This window comes from Porcipelethomonas sp., from assembly GCF_051893655.1.
Classification (GTDB): Bacteria; Bacillota; Clostridia; order Oscillospirales; family Ruminococcaceae; genus Porcipelethomonas.
Genome location: NZ_JBJFHN010000040.1, coordinates 1 through 17,509, shown reverse-complemented (window position 1 = coordinate 17,509; position 17,509 = coordinate 1). Strand labels below are relative to the sequence as shown.

13 protein-coding genes are annotated in these 17,509 nt (G+C 39.1%); 7 read left to right on the top strand and 6 right to left on the bottom strand.

Translation table 11 applies throughout. The annotated features are described in order from the left end of the window. The first annotated feature begins 222 nt into the window (after positions 1 to 222). From ACI4WO_RS02135 to ACI4WO_RS02125, 3 genes are all read left to right on the top strand, one after another. The gene (locus ACI4WO_RS02135) at positions 223 to 423 is read left to right on the top strand and encodes a hypothetical protein (protein WP_439805911.1); all 201 of its coding nucleotides are present in this window, start codon (positions 223 to 225) and stop codon (positions 421 to 423) included. A 638-nt stretch (positions 424 to 1,061) separates the two neighbouring features. Next, positions 1,062 to 4,601, top strand: coding sequence for a pyruvate:ferredoxin (flavodoxin) oxidoreductase (gene nifJ / locus ACI4WO_RS02130; RefSeq protein ID WP_439805910.1), 3,540 nt, complete (start codon positions 1,062 to 1,064; stop codon positions 4,599 to 4,601). Positions 4,602 to 4,822: 221 nt separating this feature from the next. Then, positions 4,823 to 5,038, top strand: a complete 216-nt coding sequence (locus ACI4WO_RS02125) for a DUF378 domain-containing protein (protein ID WP_439805909.1) — start codon at positions 4,823 to 4,825, stop codon at positions 5,036 to 5,038. Between the two features lie 129 nt (positions 5,039 to 5,167). On the opposite strand, the gene ACI4WO_RS02120 is transcribed toward ACI4WO_RS02125, so the two are convergent. Then, complete coding sequence (locus tag ACI4WO_RS02120) at positions 5,168 to 5,929, bottom strand: hypothetical protein (RefSeq protein ID WP_439805908.1); 762 nt, start codon at positions 5,927 to 5,929, stop codon at positions 5,168 to 5,170. Positions 5,930 to 6,329: 400 nt separating this feature from the next. Here ACI4WO_RS02120 and ACI4WO_RS02115 point away from each other — a divergent pair, with 400 nt between their 5' ends. From ACI4WO_RS02115 to ACI4WO_RS02105, 3 genes are all read left to right on the top strand, one after another. After that, the gene (locus ACI4WO_RS02115) at positions 6,330 to 6,536 is read left to right on the top strand and encodes a helix-turn-helix domain-containing protein (RefSeq protein WP_439805907.1); all 207 of its coding nucleotides are present in this window, start codon (positions 6,330 to 6,332) and stop codon (positions 6,534 to 6,536) included. A gap of 862 nt (positions 6,537 to 7,398) precedes the next feature. Further along, positions 7,399 to 9,531, top strand: coding sequence for a ferrous iron transport protein B (gene feoB, locus ACI4WO_RS02110; RefSeq protein ID WP_439805906.1), 2,133 nt, complete (start codon positions 7,399 to 7,401; stop codon positions 9,529 to 9,531). Positions 9,532 to 9,690: 159 nt separating this feature from the next. After that, positions 9,691 to 12,147 carry a GH36-type glycosyl hydrolase domain-containing protein gene (locus ACI4WO_RS02105; RefSeq protein ID WP_439805905.1) on the top strand — a complete coding sequence of 819 codons (2,457 nt, stop codon included), beginning with the start codon at positions 9,691 to 9,693 and terminating at the stop codon, positions 12,145 to 12,147. A 737-nt stretch (positions 12,148 to 12,884) separates the two neighbouring features. On the opposite strand, the gene ACI4WO_RS02100 is transcribed toward ACI4WO_RS02105, so the two are convergent. Together ACI4WO_RS02100 and ACI4WO_RS02095 are read right to left on the bottom strand one after the other, a co-directional pair. Continuing rightward, entirely contained in the window at positions 12,885 to 14,003 is a 1,119-nt protein-coding gene (locus ACI4WO_RS02100; RefSeq protein ID WP_439805904.1) for an ABC transporter ATP-binding protein, read from the bottom strand. A gap of 112 nt (positions 14,004 to 14,115) precedes the next feature. Beyond that, a complete protein-coding gene (locus tag ACI4WO_RS02095) occupies positions 14,116 to 14,892 on the bottom strand; it encodes a pseudouridine synthase (protein WP_439805903.1) in 777 nt (258 codons plus the stop codon). 57 nt (positions 14,893 to 14,949) lie between these two features. On the opposite strand from ACI4WO_RS02095, the gene ACI4WO_RS02090 reads away from it, so the two are divergent. Then, complete coding sequence (locus ACI4WO_RS02090) at positions 14,950 to 15,366, top strand: DUF4830 domain-containing protein (protein WP_439805902.1); 417 nt, start codon at positions 14,950 to 14,952, stop codon at positions 15,364 to 15,366. A 209-nt stretch (positions 15,367 to 15,575) separates the two neighbouring features. On the opposite strand, the gene ACI4WO_RS02085 is transcribed toward ACI4WO_RS02090, so the two are convergent. The 3 genes from ACI4WO_RS02085 to ACI4WO_RS02075 form a co-directional block, all read right to left on the bottom strand. Further along, positions 15,576 to 15,968 (bottom strand): hypothetical protein, encoded by a 393-nt coding sequence (locus ACI4WO_RS02085; protein ID WP_439805901.1) that lies wholly within the window; start codon positions 15,966 to 15,968, stop codon positions 15,576 to 15,578. A gap of 135 nt (positions 15,969 to 16,103) precedes the next feature. Continuing rightward, positions 16,104 to 16,550, bottom strand: coding sequence for a transcriptional regulator NrdR (nrdR, locus tag ACI4WO_RS02080; RefSeq protein WP_439805900.1), 447 nt, complete (start codon positions 16,548 to 16,550; stop codon positions 16,104 to 16,106). An 11-nt stretch (positions 16,551 to 16,561) separates the two neighbouring features. Then, complete coding sequence (locus tag ACI4WO_RS02075) at positions 16,562 to 17,365, bottom strand: sugar phosphate isomerase/epimerase family protein (protein ID WP_439805899.1); 804 nt, start codon at positions 17,363 to 17,365, stop codon at positions 16,562 to 16,564. Between the last annotated feature and the right edge of the window lie 144 nt (positions 17,366 to 17,509).

The following is a 17,509-nucleotide window of genomic DNA, read 5'->3' as shown; positions in this document are numbered from 1 at the left end:
GAAGTGTGTTTCTTTGGTTCGTTTCTTGTCACATGACAAGAAATGAACATAGTCTGTTACTTTCTTTATGCTTCAAGAAAGTAAGGAATAAAAAAATTCAGACTCAGTATTTTATTATACTGAGCCTTGTTTTATAAATTTGAAAAATAATTTCCTGTGTATATAAACGATATATCTTCTAAAAATAAATAATGTAAAATTTATTTTAAGGAGATATAAAAAATGGCTAAAAAACATTGTCCGGAGACTCCTGTGGAGCGTTCCCGTTCATATGAGGACATAATGTTCAGTGAAGCAGGCTGTGCAAACGACTGTACAGGGCTTATCCCTTCCGAGGTAATGACTGAGTCACAGTATGAATCATACGAGGAAATTTATGATTTCAATCTTCCTAAAAGTGTCAGGAAGGATATTGACAAATAAAGCAGAGAGAACAGTAATTGCCGTCGCTTTTTCATACAGCAAAAAATACCGGGAGCAAAATAATATTGCTCCCGGTATTTTCATAAAATTATAAAAGGATTAGATTGTAAAAAAATTTTAAGAAGTAATGAAAATCACTACACTTATAGTATATATCAAAAAGATTATTTTGTCAAGTGGTTTTGAAAAAAAAGAAAACCCCGGGTTTTACGATACCCGGGGAAATATAAAAAAGAGAAAATAAATATGTGTAGAACAAAAGAAAGGAGACAACAAAACGAGTGTAAAATAATCTTGTATTATTAAACACTAATAGTATTATACACCAAAAAGTGCTAAACGTCAACAAAAAATTAGATTTTTTTTGAAATCCTGATTTTTTTTGGAATTTTCACCAATTATACACTCAATGAATTATACAATTTGAATGGAAAATCCGTAAAAAGTATCGCATTTTGATGAAAAATGTCGATGGTAAGCGGCGGCTAATTAAATTATATTTTTATACTATTCAGTCGATTTTTAGCCGAGATTCACAAAAAAGGTATTTACAAAAGGGAAAGTTTGTGATATTATAAATAGTGAAGCATAACGCTTTCATTATGATGTGAAATTTAAATTTAGGAGGAATATTACCAATGGCAAGAAAAATGAAGACCATGGACGGTAACAACGCTGCTGCATGGGTATCATACCCATTTACTGAAGTAGCTGCTATTTATCCTATCACTCCGTCATCACCGATGGCTGAGGTTACTGACCAGTGGTCTGCAAAAAACAAGAAGAATTTATTCGGACAGCCTGTTCATGTTGTTGAAATGCAGTCTGAAGCAGGTGCTGCAGGTGCTGTTCACGGATCTCTTTCATCAGGTGCTCTCACAACAACTTATACTGCATCACAGGGTCTTCTCCTGATGATCCCTAATATGTATAAGATTGCCGGTGAGCTTCTGCCGTCAGTTATCCATGTTTCAGCAAGATGCGTTTCTTCACATGCTCTGAATATCTTCGGCGATCACTCTGATATTTATGCATGCCGTCAGACAGGCTATGCTATGCTTTGTTCTTCAAACGTTCAGGAAATTATGGATCTGGGCGCTGTTGCTCATCTTGCAACACTTAAGGGCAGAGTTCCGTTTATTCACTTCTTTGACGGTTTCAGAACTTCTCACGAAATTCAGAAAATCGAAACCTGGGATGATGAAGATCTCAGAGATATGATGGATATGGAAGATGTTGAAAGATTCCGTAACCATGCTCTTAATCCGGAACATCCGGTTCTCAGAGGTACTGCTCAGAACCCTGATATTTTCTTCCAGTCAAGAGAAGCAAGCAATCCTTATTATGATGCTATGCCTGCAATTGTTGAAGAATACATGGATAAGGTAAACAAGAAGCTCGGCACAAATTACAAGCTGTTTAACTATTACGGTGCTGAGGACGCAGAACATATAATCATTGCTATGGGTTCTGTTAACGATACTATTGAGGAAACTATTGATTACTTAAATGCAAATGGCGGCAAGTACGGTCTTGTCAAGGTAAGACTTTACAGACCTTTCGCTGCTGACAGACTCGTTGAAGCTATTCCTGATTCAGTAAAGAGAATTTCAGTTCTTGACAGAACAAAGGAACCAGGCTCACTGGGCGAACCTCTTTACCTTGACGTTGTTGCAGCACTCAAGGGTACTAAGTTCAATGACGTTCCTGTATTCACTGGCAGATACGGTCTGGGTTCAAAGGATACAACTCCTGAACAGATCATCGCTGTATTCAAGAATACTGAAAAGCCAAGATTTACTATCGGCATCAATGATGACGTTACTAATCTTTCACTTGATATTACTGAAAGCCCTGACACAGCTCCTGCCGGTACTACATCATGTAAGTTCTGGGGACTGGGTTCAGACGGTACAGTAGGCGCTAACAAGAACTCTATCAAGATCATCGGCGACCATACTGACCTTTACGCTCAGGCTTATTTCTCATATGACTCAAAGAAATCAGGCGGTGTAACAGTTTCTCACCTGCGTTTCGGAAAGACTCCAATCAAGTCAACATACCTTATCAATAAGGCTGACTTTGTTGCATGTCACAACCAGAGCTATATTGACAAGTACGATATGGTTTCTGACATCAAGCCGGGCGGTACTTTCCTTCTCAACACAATCTGGGATATGGAAGGTCTTGAAAAGCATCTTCCGGGTCAGGTAAAGAGATACCTTGCAAAGAACAATATCAATTTCTATACTATCAACGGTGTAAAACTCGGCGAAGAAACAGGCATGGGTACAAGAATCAACACAATTTTACAGTCTGCATTCTTCAAGCTTGCTGATATCATTCCTTTCGAGGACGCTGTTAAGTACATGAAGGCTGCTGCTGAAGCATCCTACAGCAAGAAGGGTCAGGACGTTGTTGAAAAGAACTGGAAGGCTATTGACGCAGGTCATCAGAATGTTGTAAAGATCGACATTCCTGCTTCATGGGCTGACGCTGCTGATACTCAGATGGGTATGGCACATGTTACAAGCGACAACAAGGAACTTGCTGATTATGTAAACAATATTCAGATTCCTTGCAATGCTCAGAAGGGTGATACACTTCCTGTTTCTACTTTCAAGGACGCAGCTGACGGTACATTCCCTCAGGGCTCTGCTGCATTTGAAAAGAGAGGTATTGCTGTTAAGGTTCCTTCATGGATCCCTGAAAACTGTATCCAGTGTAACCAGTGTGCTTATGTATGTCCTCACGCTGTAATCAGACCTGTTGCTCTCAGCGAAGATGAGGCTGCTAAGGCACCGGAAGGCATGAAGATGGCTGATTTCAAACCTGCTATGAACGGTATGAAGTTTGCTATGACTGTTTCTGCTCTTGACTGTACAGGATGCGGTTCATGCGCTAATGTATGTCCTGCTAAAAACAAGGCTCTCGTTATGGAACCGCTGGAATCACAGCTGGGCGAACAGGAAAAATTCACTTACGGTCTTACAATTGACGAAAAGCCTGAAGTTGCTGCTAAATTCAAGGCAACTACTGTAAAGGGTTCACAGTTCAGACAGCCTATGCTTGAATTCTCAGGCGCATGCGCAGGCTGCGGTGAAACACCTTATGCAAAACTTATTACACAGCTGTTCGGTGACAGAATGTATATCGCAAACGCTACAGGATGTTCTTCAATCTGGGGCGGTTCTGCACCTTCAACTCCTTACACATACAACAAGCAAGGCAAGGGTCCTGCATGGTCTAACTCACTGTTCGAGGACAATGCTGAATTCGGTTACGGTATGTTCTTAGGTCAGAAAACTCTCAGAGAAAGAGTTGTTGCAAAGGTTAAGGCTCTTAACGAAACAACTGACAATGCAGATGTAAAGGCTGCTATTGCTGAATATCTGGATACACTGGAAGACGGAAACGCAAATACTCCTGCTACAGAAAAGCTGGTTGCTGCTCTTGAAGCATGCGGCTGCGACGCTGCAAAGGAAATTCTTGCTTCCAAGGATTATCTGAGAAAGAAATCCCAGTGGATCTTCGGCGGCGACGGATGGGCTTATGATATCGGTTTCGGCGGTCTTGACCACGTTATCGCTTCCGGCGAGGATGTAAATATTTTCGTATTCGATACTGAGGTTTACTCCAACACAGGCGGACAGTCCTCCAAGTCTACTCCTACAGGCGCTATTGCACAGTTTGCAGCTGCCGGCAAGGAAGTAAAGAAAAAGGATCTGGCTGGTATCGCAATGAGCTACGGCTACGTTTACGTTGCTCACATCGCTATGGGTGCTGACTATAATCAGTGTATCAAGGCTATTGCAGAGGCTGAAGCTTATCACGGTCCTTCAATCATTATCGGTTACGCTCCATGTATCAACCACGGTATCAAGACCGGTATGGGTACTGCTATGGCAGAAGAAAAGAAGGCTGTTCAGGCTGGTTACTGGCACCTTTACAGATACAATCCTGAGCTTAAGGCTGAAGGCAAGAACCCATTCATTATGGATTCAAAGGCACCTAATACAGACGAATACAAGAACTTCCTCATGGGCGAGGTTCGTTATAACGCTCTGGCACGTCAGAATCCTGAAAGAGCTGAAAAACTCTTCGATAAGGCACTTGCTAATGCTAAGGACAGATATGACTATCTGGTAAGACTGTCTAAGCTTTACGGACAGGACTAATAAAAAATTAATCGGGCGAAAGGAAGTACCGCAGCACAATGCGGGAGGTCCAGACCATAAACAAACAGCGGATTCATTAAAGAGTCCGCTGTTTTTATTTTTTTAATTTTTGCCATACTTTCCGTATATTACTAATTTGAAAAAAGCATATTTTAAGAAAACGTGAAAATAATAAAGCCATGAACATTACAAAATGTTCTTAAAGAAATGAGGTGGACAGAATGTGGGATAAGCTCGCACTGATTTTGCTTATAATCGGCGGAATCAACTGGGGACTGGTTGGAATATTCCAGTTTGACCTGGTTGCATGGCTTTTCGGCGGTCCTGACACCATTTTAAGCAGAGCAATATATATTATTGTCGCAATTTCGGCGATCTGGTGTATTACTCTTCTTTTCAGATCCAATGACAGGCTTATAGAAGCAACCGACTCATAAGTCCCTCATGAAGGCATGAATATAAAAAATATGATGCCGCAGATTATATTTATGCTGTAAAAAAGCCGACACCTTTATGGGTCGGCTTTTTGTTACGTGTTTATATAAATTATATTGATTATAATATATTTATTCATTAAAATTCTGCATTTCAATCTCAGTTACGATTTTTGTCTGTGTATCAAATGTTATTTTTATTTCACTGTATAATTCTTTTTTATAGGTATATATGATAATTGAATCTCCTTCATACTTATCATCAGGTTCACCTAAACTGGCATCAACATTATCCATAGAAGATACATTTACTTTAATACCATTAAGAATTTCAGCAGTATGATTTGTATCTTTTAAATCGTATGAATCTATACTGATCTTTCCTATATAGCATTCAGACAGCGGTTTTTCATCATCATCAAGATTTATAATCTGACAGCTTATTTTAAAATCTTCTTTTTCAAAAACCTCTGAGAGAGTATACTGGTTTCCTTTTAGTTTTTCTGTGTCATCACCGTCCAGAATCCATCCATTTTCGGTAAAGTCCTTATAGGACATCGGAATAGAATATACTTCACCGTCCAGAGCGATTTCAAAGTTGAAAATATCATCTGAAAGATTTGCAGAAACCTCCTCAGAAGATGTGCTTTCATCTTCGGATTCTTCTTCAGCTTCAGATGATTCCTTATCTGAATTTTCATCTTCGGATTCTTCAGCTTCAGACGACTCCTTGTCAGAATTTTCATCTTCACTTTCCGATTCGGAATCACTTTCTGAAACCGAACTGCTTTCCTTAGATTCTTCCTCTGAATTGTCTTTATCAAAAAAACTGCATGCAGAAGACATGATCATAACTGCTGAGAGAATGACTGATATTAAAATTTTCTTTTTCATTTATTACCACCCTTTCAAACTACTCAAGTAATATTATATTATACTATACATAAGTTGTCAATAAACATCAGATGATTTTACATTTACATTACTTAAATTTTACAAATGTCTAAGCAGCAGTGTATAAAAAGCCCCCTTTTATATATCAAACGAGTTAAAGAACTATGATGATATCTCTAAAGTGTTAATAAAGCTGTAGAACATTAACTATATTACGGTTTAATAATTATAAAGCAAATAAATGCTTGAAGGTAGAGAACTAAAAATATCTTTTGTGATATCATTTTATTTTAATTTAAGAAGCTCTTTAACTCGTTTCATATATCCTTATATTCATTATATACCAAATTGGGATAATTTTATTATATCAAATTGATATAATAAAGTCAAGAGGTTTATTATGAGATTAAAATTTTTAAGAGAACAAAAGGGTATTTCACAATTACAACTGGCAATGGAATTGAATTTAAATCAAAACAGCATAAGCCGATATGAAACTGGTGAACGTGAAGCAGATTATAAAACGCTTACCCGTCTGGCAGACTATTTTGATGTTTCGATTGATTATTTATTGGAACGTACCGATAACCCAAAACTATATAAGTAGAGAAACATAAGCAATATTTTTGCTTGTGTTTTTTCTTTTTATAAAAAGCATAGGGGCAGCCCTCCCTTGCAGGGCATGCCCCTCTTCAAAAACAGTCCACTGGACTGTTTTTGAATTCACCCTATGCGGAGCGCTTCCAAGGCTCAGTAATTTCGCCGTCTGCGGACGGCGAGCAGGGGCTTTGCCCCATGCACCCCACAAGCCTTTGAAAAGGCTTGACCGAAACTTTTGAATGTAACCTGTCGAGCCTCATGTAAAATAAACCAGTAAATTAAACCACGTCTAAAAGTTTTTGTCTTACTTTTTTCAAAAAGTAAGCTGTCGAGCCTCATGTAAAATAACCAGTAAATTAAGCCACGTCTAAAAGTTTTCGCCCAGCCTTTTTCAAATTTTTCCCCTCAAGTTTCAGGTTAGTAACCTGTCGAGCCTTATTTAAGTGAATCGATAAAATTAACCCACGTCTAAAAGTTTTCGCCCAGCCTTTTTCAAATTTTTCCCCTCAAGTTTCAGGTTAGTAACCTGTCGAGCCTTATTTAAGTGAATCGATAAAATTAACCCACGTCTGAAAGTTTTCGCCCAGCCTTTTTTAAAAGGCTGGGGCAGGTTTTTGAAAAGCTTCACATCAATATCATAAAACTATCACATAAAAGCGGCATAATATATTTGTCAGTTGAAGAACTGACAAAGTTGAAAGCAGTTGATAAAAGTTTTTTTATGATTTCATCTCCTCTAAAATTATGTCACTCTCTATTGAGAACCCTCTGAAAACTCAGAGGGTTTTTTCTTTGCCCTGATGATGAATCGGACATACTTGCCTTCTCATATAATTTACACAGTAATAAAATATATCAGGAGGAATAATATGGGACTTACAGTGAAATCTACCGGTAATGAACTTGTTTCATCCGGTATGATAAAAAAACATCCCGACGAGTATGTTATCGCACTGGCTGGAAATCCTAATGTGGGTAAATCTACAGTGTTCAACGCTCTTACTGGTATGAAACAGCATACCGGCAACTGGGCAGGAAAAACAGTTTCAAATGCTATGGGACGATGCTGTCATAACGGAAAAAAATATATACTGGCTGATATTCCCGGGACTTACTCGCTTATGGCACAGTCCGCAGAAGAAGAAGTGGCACGGGATTTTATATGCTTTGATAAGCCTGACGCTGTAATTGTAGTGTGCGACGCTACATGCCTTGAAAGAAATCTTAATCTCGTTTTGCAGACTATGGAGATAACTTCCAGAGTGGTGGTCTGCGTAAATCTTATGGATGAGGCTGAAAAGAAAAATATTCATGTGGATACTGAAAAGCTTTCCGGACTTCTGGGAGTTCCGGCAGTGGGAGTGACCGCAAGGGACGGTAAAGGTCTGTCAGAACTTATGGATGCTGTCGGAAAGGTTATTGATTCTCCTCCGGTTTCGCCGTTTCTTCCTGTTTATGATGTGCAGCTGGAAGATGAAATAAGCCGTATTGCTTCTGCAGTCCATGAATTTACAAACGGAAAGCTTTCCGACAGGTGGACTGCAATAAGGCTTGTTGAAAAAAATGAAAAGCTTATACAGAAAATCTCGGATTGTCTGGAATGTGACATTGCCGGGGAAATTTATGGTCAGCTTAACAGGACAGCAGAAAGTCTGGCAAGAAAAAACTGGAATCCCCAGAAAATAAGCGATGAAATTATTTCTTCGATTATTAAATCTGCTGAAATAATAGCTAAAGATGCGGTTTCATTCGGCAGAGCAGATTATTATGAACGTGACAGGAAAATAGACAGAATTTTAACAAACCGTATTTTCGGTATTCCCATTATGCTGGGTCTTCTGGGAATTATTTTCTGGCTTACTATAGTCGGGGCAAATTATCCCTCCCAGCTGCTGTCAAAAGGACTTTTCTGGCTGGGTGACAGAATAAACGATTTTTTGATTTATACAGGGTGTCAGAATACGGTCAGAGATATGATTGTAAACGGAATGTACCGGGTGCTGGCATGGGTGATTTCGGTCATGCTGCCGCCTATGGCGATTTTCTTTCCGCTTTTTACTCTCCTTGAAGATCTGGGGTATCTGCCCAGAGTGGCATTTAATCTGGATAAGTATTTCAGACGCTCGGGAGCATGCGGAAAACAGGCTCTTACAATGTCTATGGGATTCGGGTGCAATGCCGCAGGCGTTACCGGATGCAGAATTATAGACTCCCCGAGAGAAAGACTTATTGCCATACTTACAAATAATTTTGTACCCTGCAACGGCAGGTTTCCGTCACTTATTTCTATTATAACAATGTTTTTTACTGTTTCAGCGGCAGGTGCGCTGCGATCCGGACTGTCGGCACTGATACTTCTCGGTGTAATTTTGTGCGGAGTTTTAATGACGCTTCTGGTTTCATGGATTCTTTCAGTTACCGTACTCAAAGGTGTTCCTTCCTCTTTTGCACTGGAACTTCCGCCCTACAGAAAACCTCAGATAGGAAAAATTATTGTGCGTTCGGTTTTTGACAGGACTATTTTTGTTCTGGGCAGAGCCTGTGCTGCTGCTGCTCCGGCAGGTCTTTTAATATGGATTCTGGCAAACTGTACAATAAGCGGTGAAAGTATTCTCAGTTATCTTTCTGCATTTTTGGACGTACCCGGACATATACTGGGAATGGACGGGGTTATCCTTCTGGCATTTATACTGGGATTCCCGGCAAATGAAATAGTAATACCAATAATCATAATGTGCTATACATCTGCCGGAACACTTGTGGAAATTGAAAATACTGAAATACTCCGCACCCTTTTTGCAGACAACGGCTGGACGATTGTAACTGCCCTTTGCACTATGGTTACAGTACTTTTCCATTTTCCCTGTTCCACAACATGCCTTACGATAAAAAAGGAAACAGGAAGTCTTAAATGGACAGCTGCGGCAATTGTACTCCCTACGCTTTGCGGAATGATAATATGTCTGCTCATTTCAGGTGTTTCAAAAATTCTGGGATTCTAGATTTTGCCCCGTTTCAGTATTTTTTTGGAAGTTTATAAAAAAATAATTTGAATTTTTGTCAAAACAGCTTGAATCATCAGGGATTTTATGTTATAATATCTATAATTTGTAGTGCAGCTTCGGGCTGACTGACAAAACATTTAAAAAAGGAGAAAAAATATGAAGTTTGGTTTTTTTGATGACGCTAATAAGGAATATGTCATTACTTCCCCCAAAACACCTTACCCGTGGATAAATTATCTTGGAACTCAGGAATTTTTCTCACTGATTTCCAATACTGCCGGCGGCTATCATTTCTATAAGGATGCAAGACTCAGAAGAATTACACGTTACCGCTATAACAACGTTCCTGTGGATATGGGCGGACGTTATTTTTACATAAATGACAACGGTACTATCTGGTCACCCGGCTGGTCACCTGTAAAAACTGACCTTGACAGCTATGAATGCCGTCACGGTATGGGCTACACTATAATCAAGGGTGCTAAGAACGGCATTTCCGCTGAGGTTACTTTCTTTGTTCCTCAGAACTATAACGGCGAAATTCAGAAAATGGTTCTTAAAAACGAGACTTCTGAAAAGAAGACTTTCAAGCTGTTTTCTTTTGTTGAATGGTGCCTGTGGAACGCTCAGGATGACTCCACAAACTTCCAGAGAAACTTCAATACAGGTGAAGTTGAAATTGAAGGCTCTACTCTCTACCACAAAACAGAATACAAGGAAAGAAGAAATCATTTCGCTTTCTATACAGTAAACGCTGATATTGACGGCTTTGACAGCGACAGAGAAAGCTTCTTGGGTCTTTACAACGGCTTTGAAAATCCTCAGGTCGTTTCAGACGGCAAGGCTTCAAATTCTGTGGCAGACGGCTGGTCACCAATAGCTTCACACTATATGGAAATTACTCTTGAACCAGGTGAAACAAAGGATCTGGTATTTATCCTCGGCTATGTTGAAAATCCTGTTGAGGAAAAGTTCAATGCTGACGGAACAATGAACAAGTCAAGAGCTTATGAAATGATTGAAAAGTTCAACACTTCCGAAAAGGCTGATGCAGCACTTGCTGAACTTAAGGAAATGTGGGACGCTCTTCTTTCAAAATATACTGCTGAAACTCCTGATGACAAGATGAACAGAATGGTTAACATCTGGAATCAGTATCAGTGTATGGTAACATTTAATATGTCCCGTTCTGCTTCTTACTTTGAAAGCGGTATCGGAAGAGGTATGGGCTTCCGTGATTCAAACCAGGATCTTCTCGGTTTCGTTCACCAGATCCCTGAAAGAGCAAGAGAACGTCTTATTGATCTGGCTTCTACTCAGTTTGAAAACGGCGGCTGCTATCACCAGTATCAGCCTCTTACAAAGAAGGGCAATGACGAAGTAGGCGGCGATTTCTCAGACGATCCGCTGTGGATGATTCTGTCTGTTGCTGCTTATATCAAGGAAACAGGCGATTACGGAATTCTTGATGCAAAGGTTCCTTATGATAACGACGAGAGCAAGGCTCAGACTATGATGCATCACCTGAAACAGTCTTTCTATCATGTTGCTGAAAATGTTGGTCCTCACGGACTTCCGCTTGCTATGAGAGCTGACTGGAATGACTGTATCAATTTAAGCTGCTTCTCTTCTGAACCTGGAGAATCTTTCCAGACATCTACTTCACCTAAGTACGGCGAAGACAAATACAGCAAGGTTGCTGAATCTGTAATGGTTGCAGCACTGTTTACATTTGCAGGTCCTAATTATGTTGACCTTTGCAGACATCAGGGCGACAATGCTGAAGCTGACAAAGCTCAGGCTGAAATCGACAAGATGAAGAAGAATATTATGGATTATGGTTATGACGGCGAATGGTTCTTAAGAGCTTATGATGACTTCGGAAAGAAGATGGGCTCAAAGGAATGCGAAGAGGGCAAGATCTTTATTGAACCTCAGGGATTCGCAGTACTGGGCGGTGTCGGCAAGGAAACAGGTGCTGACCTCAAGGCACTTGAAAGCGTTGACAAGTATCTGAACACTGAACATGGTCTGGTTCTTAATAATCCTGCATTTACTAAATATTATATTGAATATGGTGAAATTTCTACATATCCGGCAGGCTACAAGGAAAATGCTGGTATATTCTGCCACAACAATGCATGGATCATTTGTGCTGAAGCTTTCGTAGGTCATGGTGACAAGGCATATGAATACTATTCAAAGATTGCTCCGGCATACAGAGAAGAAAAGTATTCTGATCTTCACAGAACAGAACCTTATGTATATGCTCAGATGATTGCCGGAAAGGATGCTAAGCGTCACGGTGAAGCTAAGAACTCATGGCTTACAGGTACTGCTGCATGGAATTTCGTTGCAGTTTCACAGTACATACTGGGTGTAATCCCTGACTGGAACGGTCTTAAGATTGATCCTAGCATTCCTCATGAATGGGAAGGATTTAAGGCTACAAGACAGTTCAGAGGAGCTTCCTATGCTATTACAGTTAAGAATCCTGATCACGTTTGCAAGGGTATCAAGTCTGTAACAGTTGACGGAAATGCAATTGAAGGAAATGTATTGCCGGTATTCGGCGATGGAAAAACTCATACTGTTGAAGTTGTTATGGGTTAATTTTAATTTAGCTTTTTTGTTTTCATATAAATCACTCTATAATTTTTAAGCGGACTTTAAAATTTTAAAGTCCGCTTATTTTTTCCAGCCTTTTGAAAAAGGCTGGGCGAAAACTATCAGACGTGGCTTAATTTTATTGATTCACTTAGATAAGGCTCGACAAGTTACTAACCTGAAACTTGAGGGGAAAATTTGAAAAAGGCTGGGCGAAAACTATCAGACGTGGCTTAATTTTATTGATTCACTTAGATAAGGCTCGACAAGTTACTAACCTGAAACTTGAGGGGAAAATTTGAAAAAGGCTGGGCAAAAACTATCAGATGTGGCTTAAATTTATTGATGTGTTGAGAAAAATCTTTACTTGAGAAGCCCTAAAAGCTGCACTCATTTTGATGGGAGCAAATTTTCAGGAGAGTGCTTTGCCTTTTAGGTCGAGAATAATTAGTTCAGAAGCAAAATGACGGATAAAGTTTTTTCTTTGTTTTACTTTCTTTTCACATGAAAAGAAAGTAAATTAGCATTTCTTTGTTACTTTCTTGATGCTTCAAGAAAGTAAGGAATAAAGTACCTTGGAAGCACTTTTTACTTGAAAATTACTGAGAAAAAAATTGTGACAATAAAAACAATCCCCGGAAACTTCAGAAGCTTCCGGGGATTTTAAAAGAATTGAGGAGGGAGGTCTGCGAAATTCATTGCAGACCTCAATGAAAATTATAAAAAGAATTAGAAAGTGGATATCAATTAATAATTGTTTCGTCTGTTTCCTTGTCAAACAGATGAATTCTGTTAGGATCAATGGCAACCTTGATTCTGTCATTAGCCTTAGCTGTTGAGCGAGGTGAAACTCTTGCTGTAAGAGGTGTACCCTCGCATGTAAGATAAAGATATGTTTCAGCACCCATCATTTCTGTGATATCAACGTCACATTCAATGATACCTGTTGTAGCGTTTGAAAGATACATTTCTTCATCATGAACGCTTTCAGGACGGATACCCATAATAACTTCCTTACCGACATAGTTTTCCAGTGCAGGAGCAACCTTTGATTCAGGAACTTCAACAGTGAATTTATCTCTTGAACCAAATTCAACAACATACTTTGCACCGGACTTCTTAAGAACAGCATCAATAAAGTTCATCTGAGGTGATCCTAAGAATCCTGCAACGAACTTGTTGCATGGTCTCTCATAAAGCACCTGAGGAGTATCAACCTGCTGGATAATACCATCCTTCATAACAACGATTCTGTCGCCCATTGTCATAGCTTCTGTCTGGTCATGTGTTACGTAAATAAATGTTGTTCCGAGTTTCTGGTGGAGCTTTGCAATTTCTGTTCTCATCTGAGCACGCAGCTTAGCGTCCAGATTTGAAAGAGGTTCGTCAAGCAGGAATACCTGAGGTGAACGAACGATAGCACGACCCAGAGCCACACGCTGACGCTGACCGCCTGACATAGCCTTTGGTTTTCTGTCAAGAAGATGTTCAAGGTCAAGAATCTTTGCAGCTTCTTTAACCTTACGGTCGATTTCATCCTTCGGAACCTTTCTCAGCTTAAGACCGAAAGCCATATTATCATAAACTGTCATATGAGGGTAAAGAGCATAGTTCTGGAAAACCATTGCAATATCTCTGTCCTTAGGAGCGATGTCGTTTACCAGACGGTCACCGATATAAAGTTCACCCTCTGAAATTTCTTCAAGACCTGCAATCATTCTCAGTGTTGTAGACTTACCGCAGCCGGAAGGTCCTACCAGAATGATGAATTCCTTGTCCTGAATCTCTAAATTTACATCTTTAACGGCGGTAAAGCCACCGGGATATTTCTTGTAAATTCCTCTTAGTGATAAACTTGCCATTTTATCAATTCCTCCCAAATAAATTTATGCTAACCCAAATCAGATTAACTACATATAATATAATACCAAATTTTTAACAAAGTTTCAAGTTGCTATTTACCCAAACTTCTCATTATTTGTTTATCCAATATGACGAAAAATTTCCCCCGACACTACTGAAAACCTCTTCAAAATCAGGTGTTTTCAACAGGTTTTCAACATCTTTGTGCATTATTTCCATATACTCGCCAATGCCCAGTTTTTCGGGAATTTTCAGTCCGCCCATCTGAATACGGGTTAACTTTTCAACATTGTTATCAACGGCAGCAAACATTCGTTTTACCTGATGATATTTTCCTTCAAAAAGTTCGATAAACGCCATATTTTCACAGTCCGGGCATTGCCTTACTTTTGCCGGAAGGCACTTTTCTCCCCGGTCGATTTCTATTCCCTGTTCAAATATATTTACATACTTTTCCTCAAAAGGTTCAGCAAGTTTCACAATATAATATTTAGGAATATGTTTTTTTGGAGAAAGAATTCTGTGGCTTAAAGGCCCGTCATTGGTAATAAGAACCATTCCTGTAGTATCCTTATCCAGTCTGCCGGAAGGGAAAATATCCTTTCGTCTTATATCTTCTCCCAGAAGCTCCATAACAGTTTTTTTATTTTTATCCTCAGTGGCACACACATAGCCCTCAGGCTTGTTTAAAATTATGTATACTTTATCCCTGTAGATTATTTTCCGTCCGTTCACGGTCACGTCAGACATCTCAGGGTTGATTTTAACTTCTCCGTCTCTGATAATTTTTCCGTCAACGGTTACTTTTCTTTTCCAGAGGAGTTTTCTTATATCAGTTCTTGTGTAGCAAGTCTGGGCGGAAATAAATTTATCAAGCCTTTCAGTCATAAAAATGCTCCTTTACGCATTAAATTAAGTAAAAATCAAATCTGTGAGGTAATAAACATGAATAAAAAAATTATTGCTTTAATTGCTGCTGCCGGAGTTACAACTGCCGCATTTTTCATATGCCGGCATCATGAACCGCAAAAAGAATCACCTCTGGTACTGAACGAATATCAGCGTGAGGCATATCTTAATTTACGTGGCTGGGACGCCGAAGAAATAAGTCAGAGTACAGTTACAGTACCGGAAAGCTTTGAGGGAGTCTATAAGCAATACGCAGATGTTCAGAAGAAGCAGGGACTTCCCCTTGAAGAATACAAAGGGAAAGAGGTTGTCCGCTGTCTTTACAATATAAAAAATTATGGCGGAGATGTTCCTGTCACAGCCGAACTTTTGTTTTATGAAGACAGGCTCATTGCTGCCGCCCTTATAGAAAACAAGCCGGACGGCTTTATAAAATCCCCTCTTACTTTTTGAAAACCCGCTTTTTGAAAAAAGCTTGGCAAAAACTTTCAGACGTATCTTACTTTAATTTATAAAAATAGATAAGGCTCGACAATTTTCTAAACGAAAATTAAAAGCAAAGTGTGGAAAGAGGGGCATGCCCTGCAAGAGAGGGATGCCCCTTATCTACTTTAAAATCAGATTTTTCTACAGTCTGTCCAGCCTTTTAAGACTGGATTTTATTAATGAATAATATCCAGAAGATTACCTATAAACGGCAGTTTTTTAGCCTTTCCCTGTGCTGCATTCATAACACCTATGATTATGTAAATAAGAACTGCCACTCCAACAGCGAATGAAATAATTTCAGGTACAAATGATCTGAAAAACGGGATCATGCCAAAAATTTTTCCTAATACCCATTGAGCCACGTTCAGAACTATAGCAGCAAGTGTCAGAATAAGTCCCTGATTTGCATGAAATTTAGCGTAGGGTGACTGTGTTGCCAGCATCGGTACAAGAAAAAGAACCGGAATATAGCCTATAGCAGAAATGACCTTATTCTGTTCAATATCATCAGTATCAAATCTTCCGGTCACATCTTCTGAGTCATATATATTATTTTTATTTGCCATGTTTATTACCTCTTTCTTAATAGATACCTTAATAATAGCATATAAAAAATATTTTTTCCACAGTAAAAATAATTTTTGTAAGCTTATCCAAATCCGGCACAATTCATGATTTTATTTTGTGCATTATTTAATTTTTTATTTATCTCCAAGTTCGCTTATAGCTTTAATAAAGCTGTCCACATCGGTGAAATCCTTATATACAGAGGCAAAACGAATGTATGCCACATCGTCAATTTTTTTCAGGTGATCAAGAATCATGTTTCCGATTTCCTCTGTTGTCGCCTGATTCAGCATAGCGTTGGCATAATAATTTTCAATATCATCTACAATAGTATTTACCTGCTCAATATTTACAGGACGCTTTTTTATAGCGTTAAAAATACCTCTTATCAGCTTGCTGCGGTCGAAAGGTTCAAAAGTACCGTCCTTTTTCAGAACCATAAGCAGCGGTCTTTCAACCGTTTCAAAAGTCGTGAATCTTTTTCCGCATTTTGTACACTCTCGTCTGCGGCGCTTCTTTGCGTCCATAGGTCTTGAATCTATAACTTTAGTGTCTTCATATCCGCAAAAAGGGCAGCGCATGATTTTCCTCCTTACTTTGCACCGGATTTTTGTGCAGCAGCGATCATATTTTCTATAGTATGAAAATTGTTTACAAGATCGGATATACCGTCAAAATTACTTCTGTAAAGCTCCAGCATTACCGAACAATCAGGGCTTTCCTTTTCCAGTACGCCTAAAAACTGCTTTATATTAAACCTTCCTCTGCCAATCTGAAGGCAGTCTCCAAGTTCTCCGTTATCGCTTAAGTGTACATGAACTATATGATTTTTAAGGGTTCTCAATATATTAAAGCTGTTTTCACCAGCCCTTACTGCCTGTTTGGTATCCAGTACAAATTTAGCGTCATCTCCCAGAAGTCTCACCATATCCTTCATAAATGAAAGCGAACCGCTTGTGCATCTTGAAACGTTTTCCTGAGCCACTGTTATTCCGAATTCTTTACCTGTGCTGACAAGCTTATGAAATCTTTCGCAGTAAAACTCGCTGGAAATTTGCATTGTATTTTTATTTCCATGGAATACAAAAATTTCTGCTCCCAGTATATTCATGGCATTAAAATACCGCTTGTAATATTCCAATGCATCTGCCACACGCCTTTCATATACTGAAAAAAACATCATAGGTTCCATAGGACAGCTGTAAGGATGAAGTGAACGGCAAGTCACTTCAAAGCGTTTAAGAGTCTGCATCAGACCGCTTACATATGATTTTTTCAGCTCACTGTCAGTATTAACAAATATTTCCACATGATCAATACCATTTACGGCAAGATCATATAACGACTCTTCCAGAAGCCTGGGATACAGGCAAGCCGTTGAAACGCCGGCTTTCATTTCTTTTTTGACCCTCCGGTTTTTATATAAATTACAAATTATTTTTACACATTTATTATAACAAAAAACACCTTACTTTTCAACCCCCACTTACTTTTTTGAAAAAAAGTAAGCAAAAAACTTTCAGACGAGGGTTAATTTTAT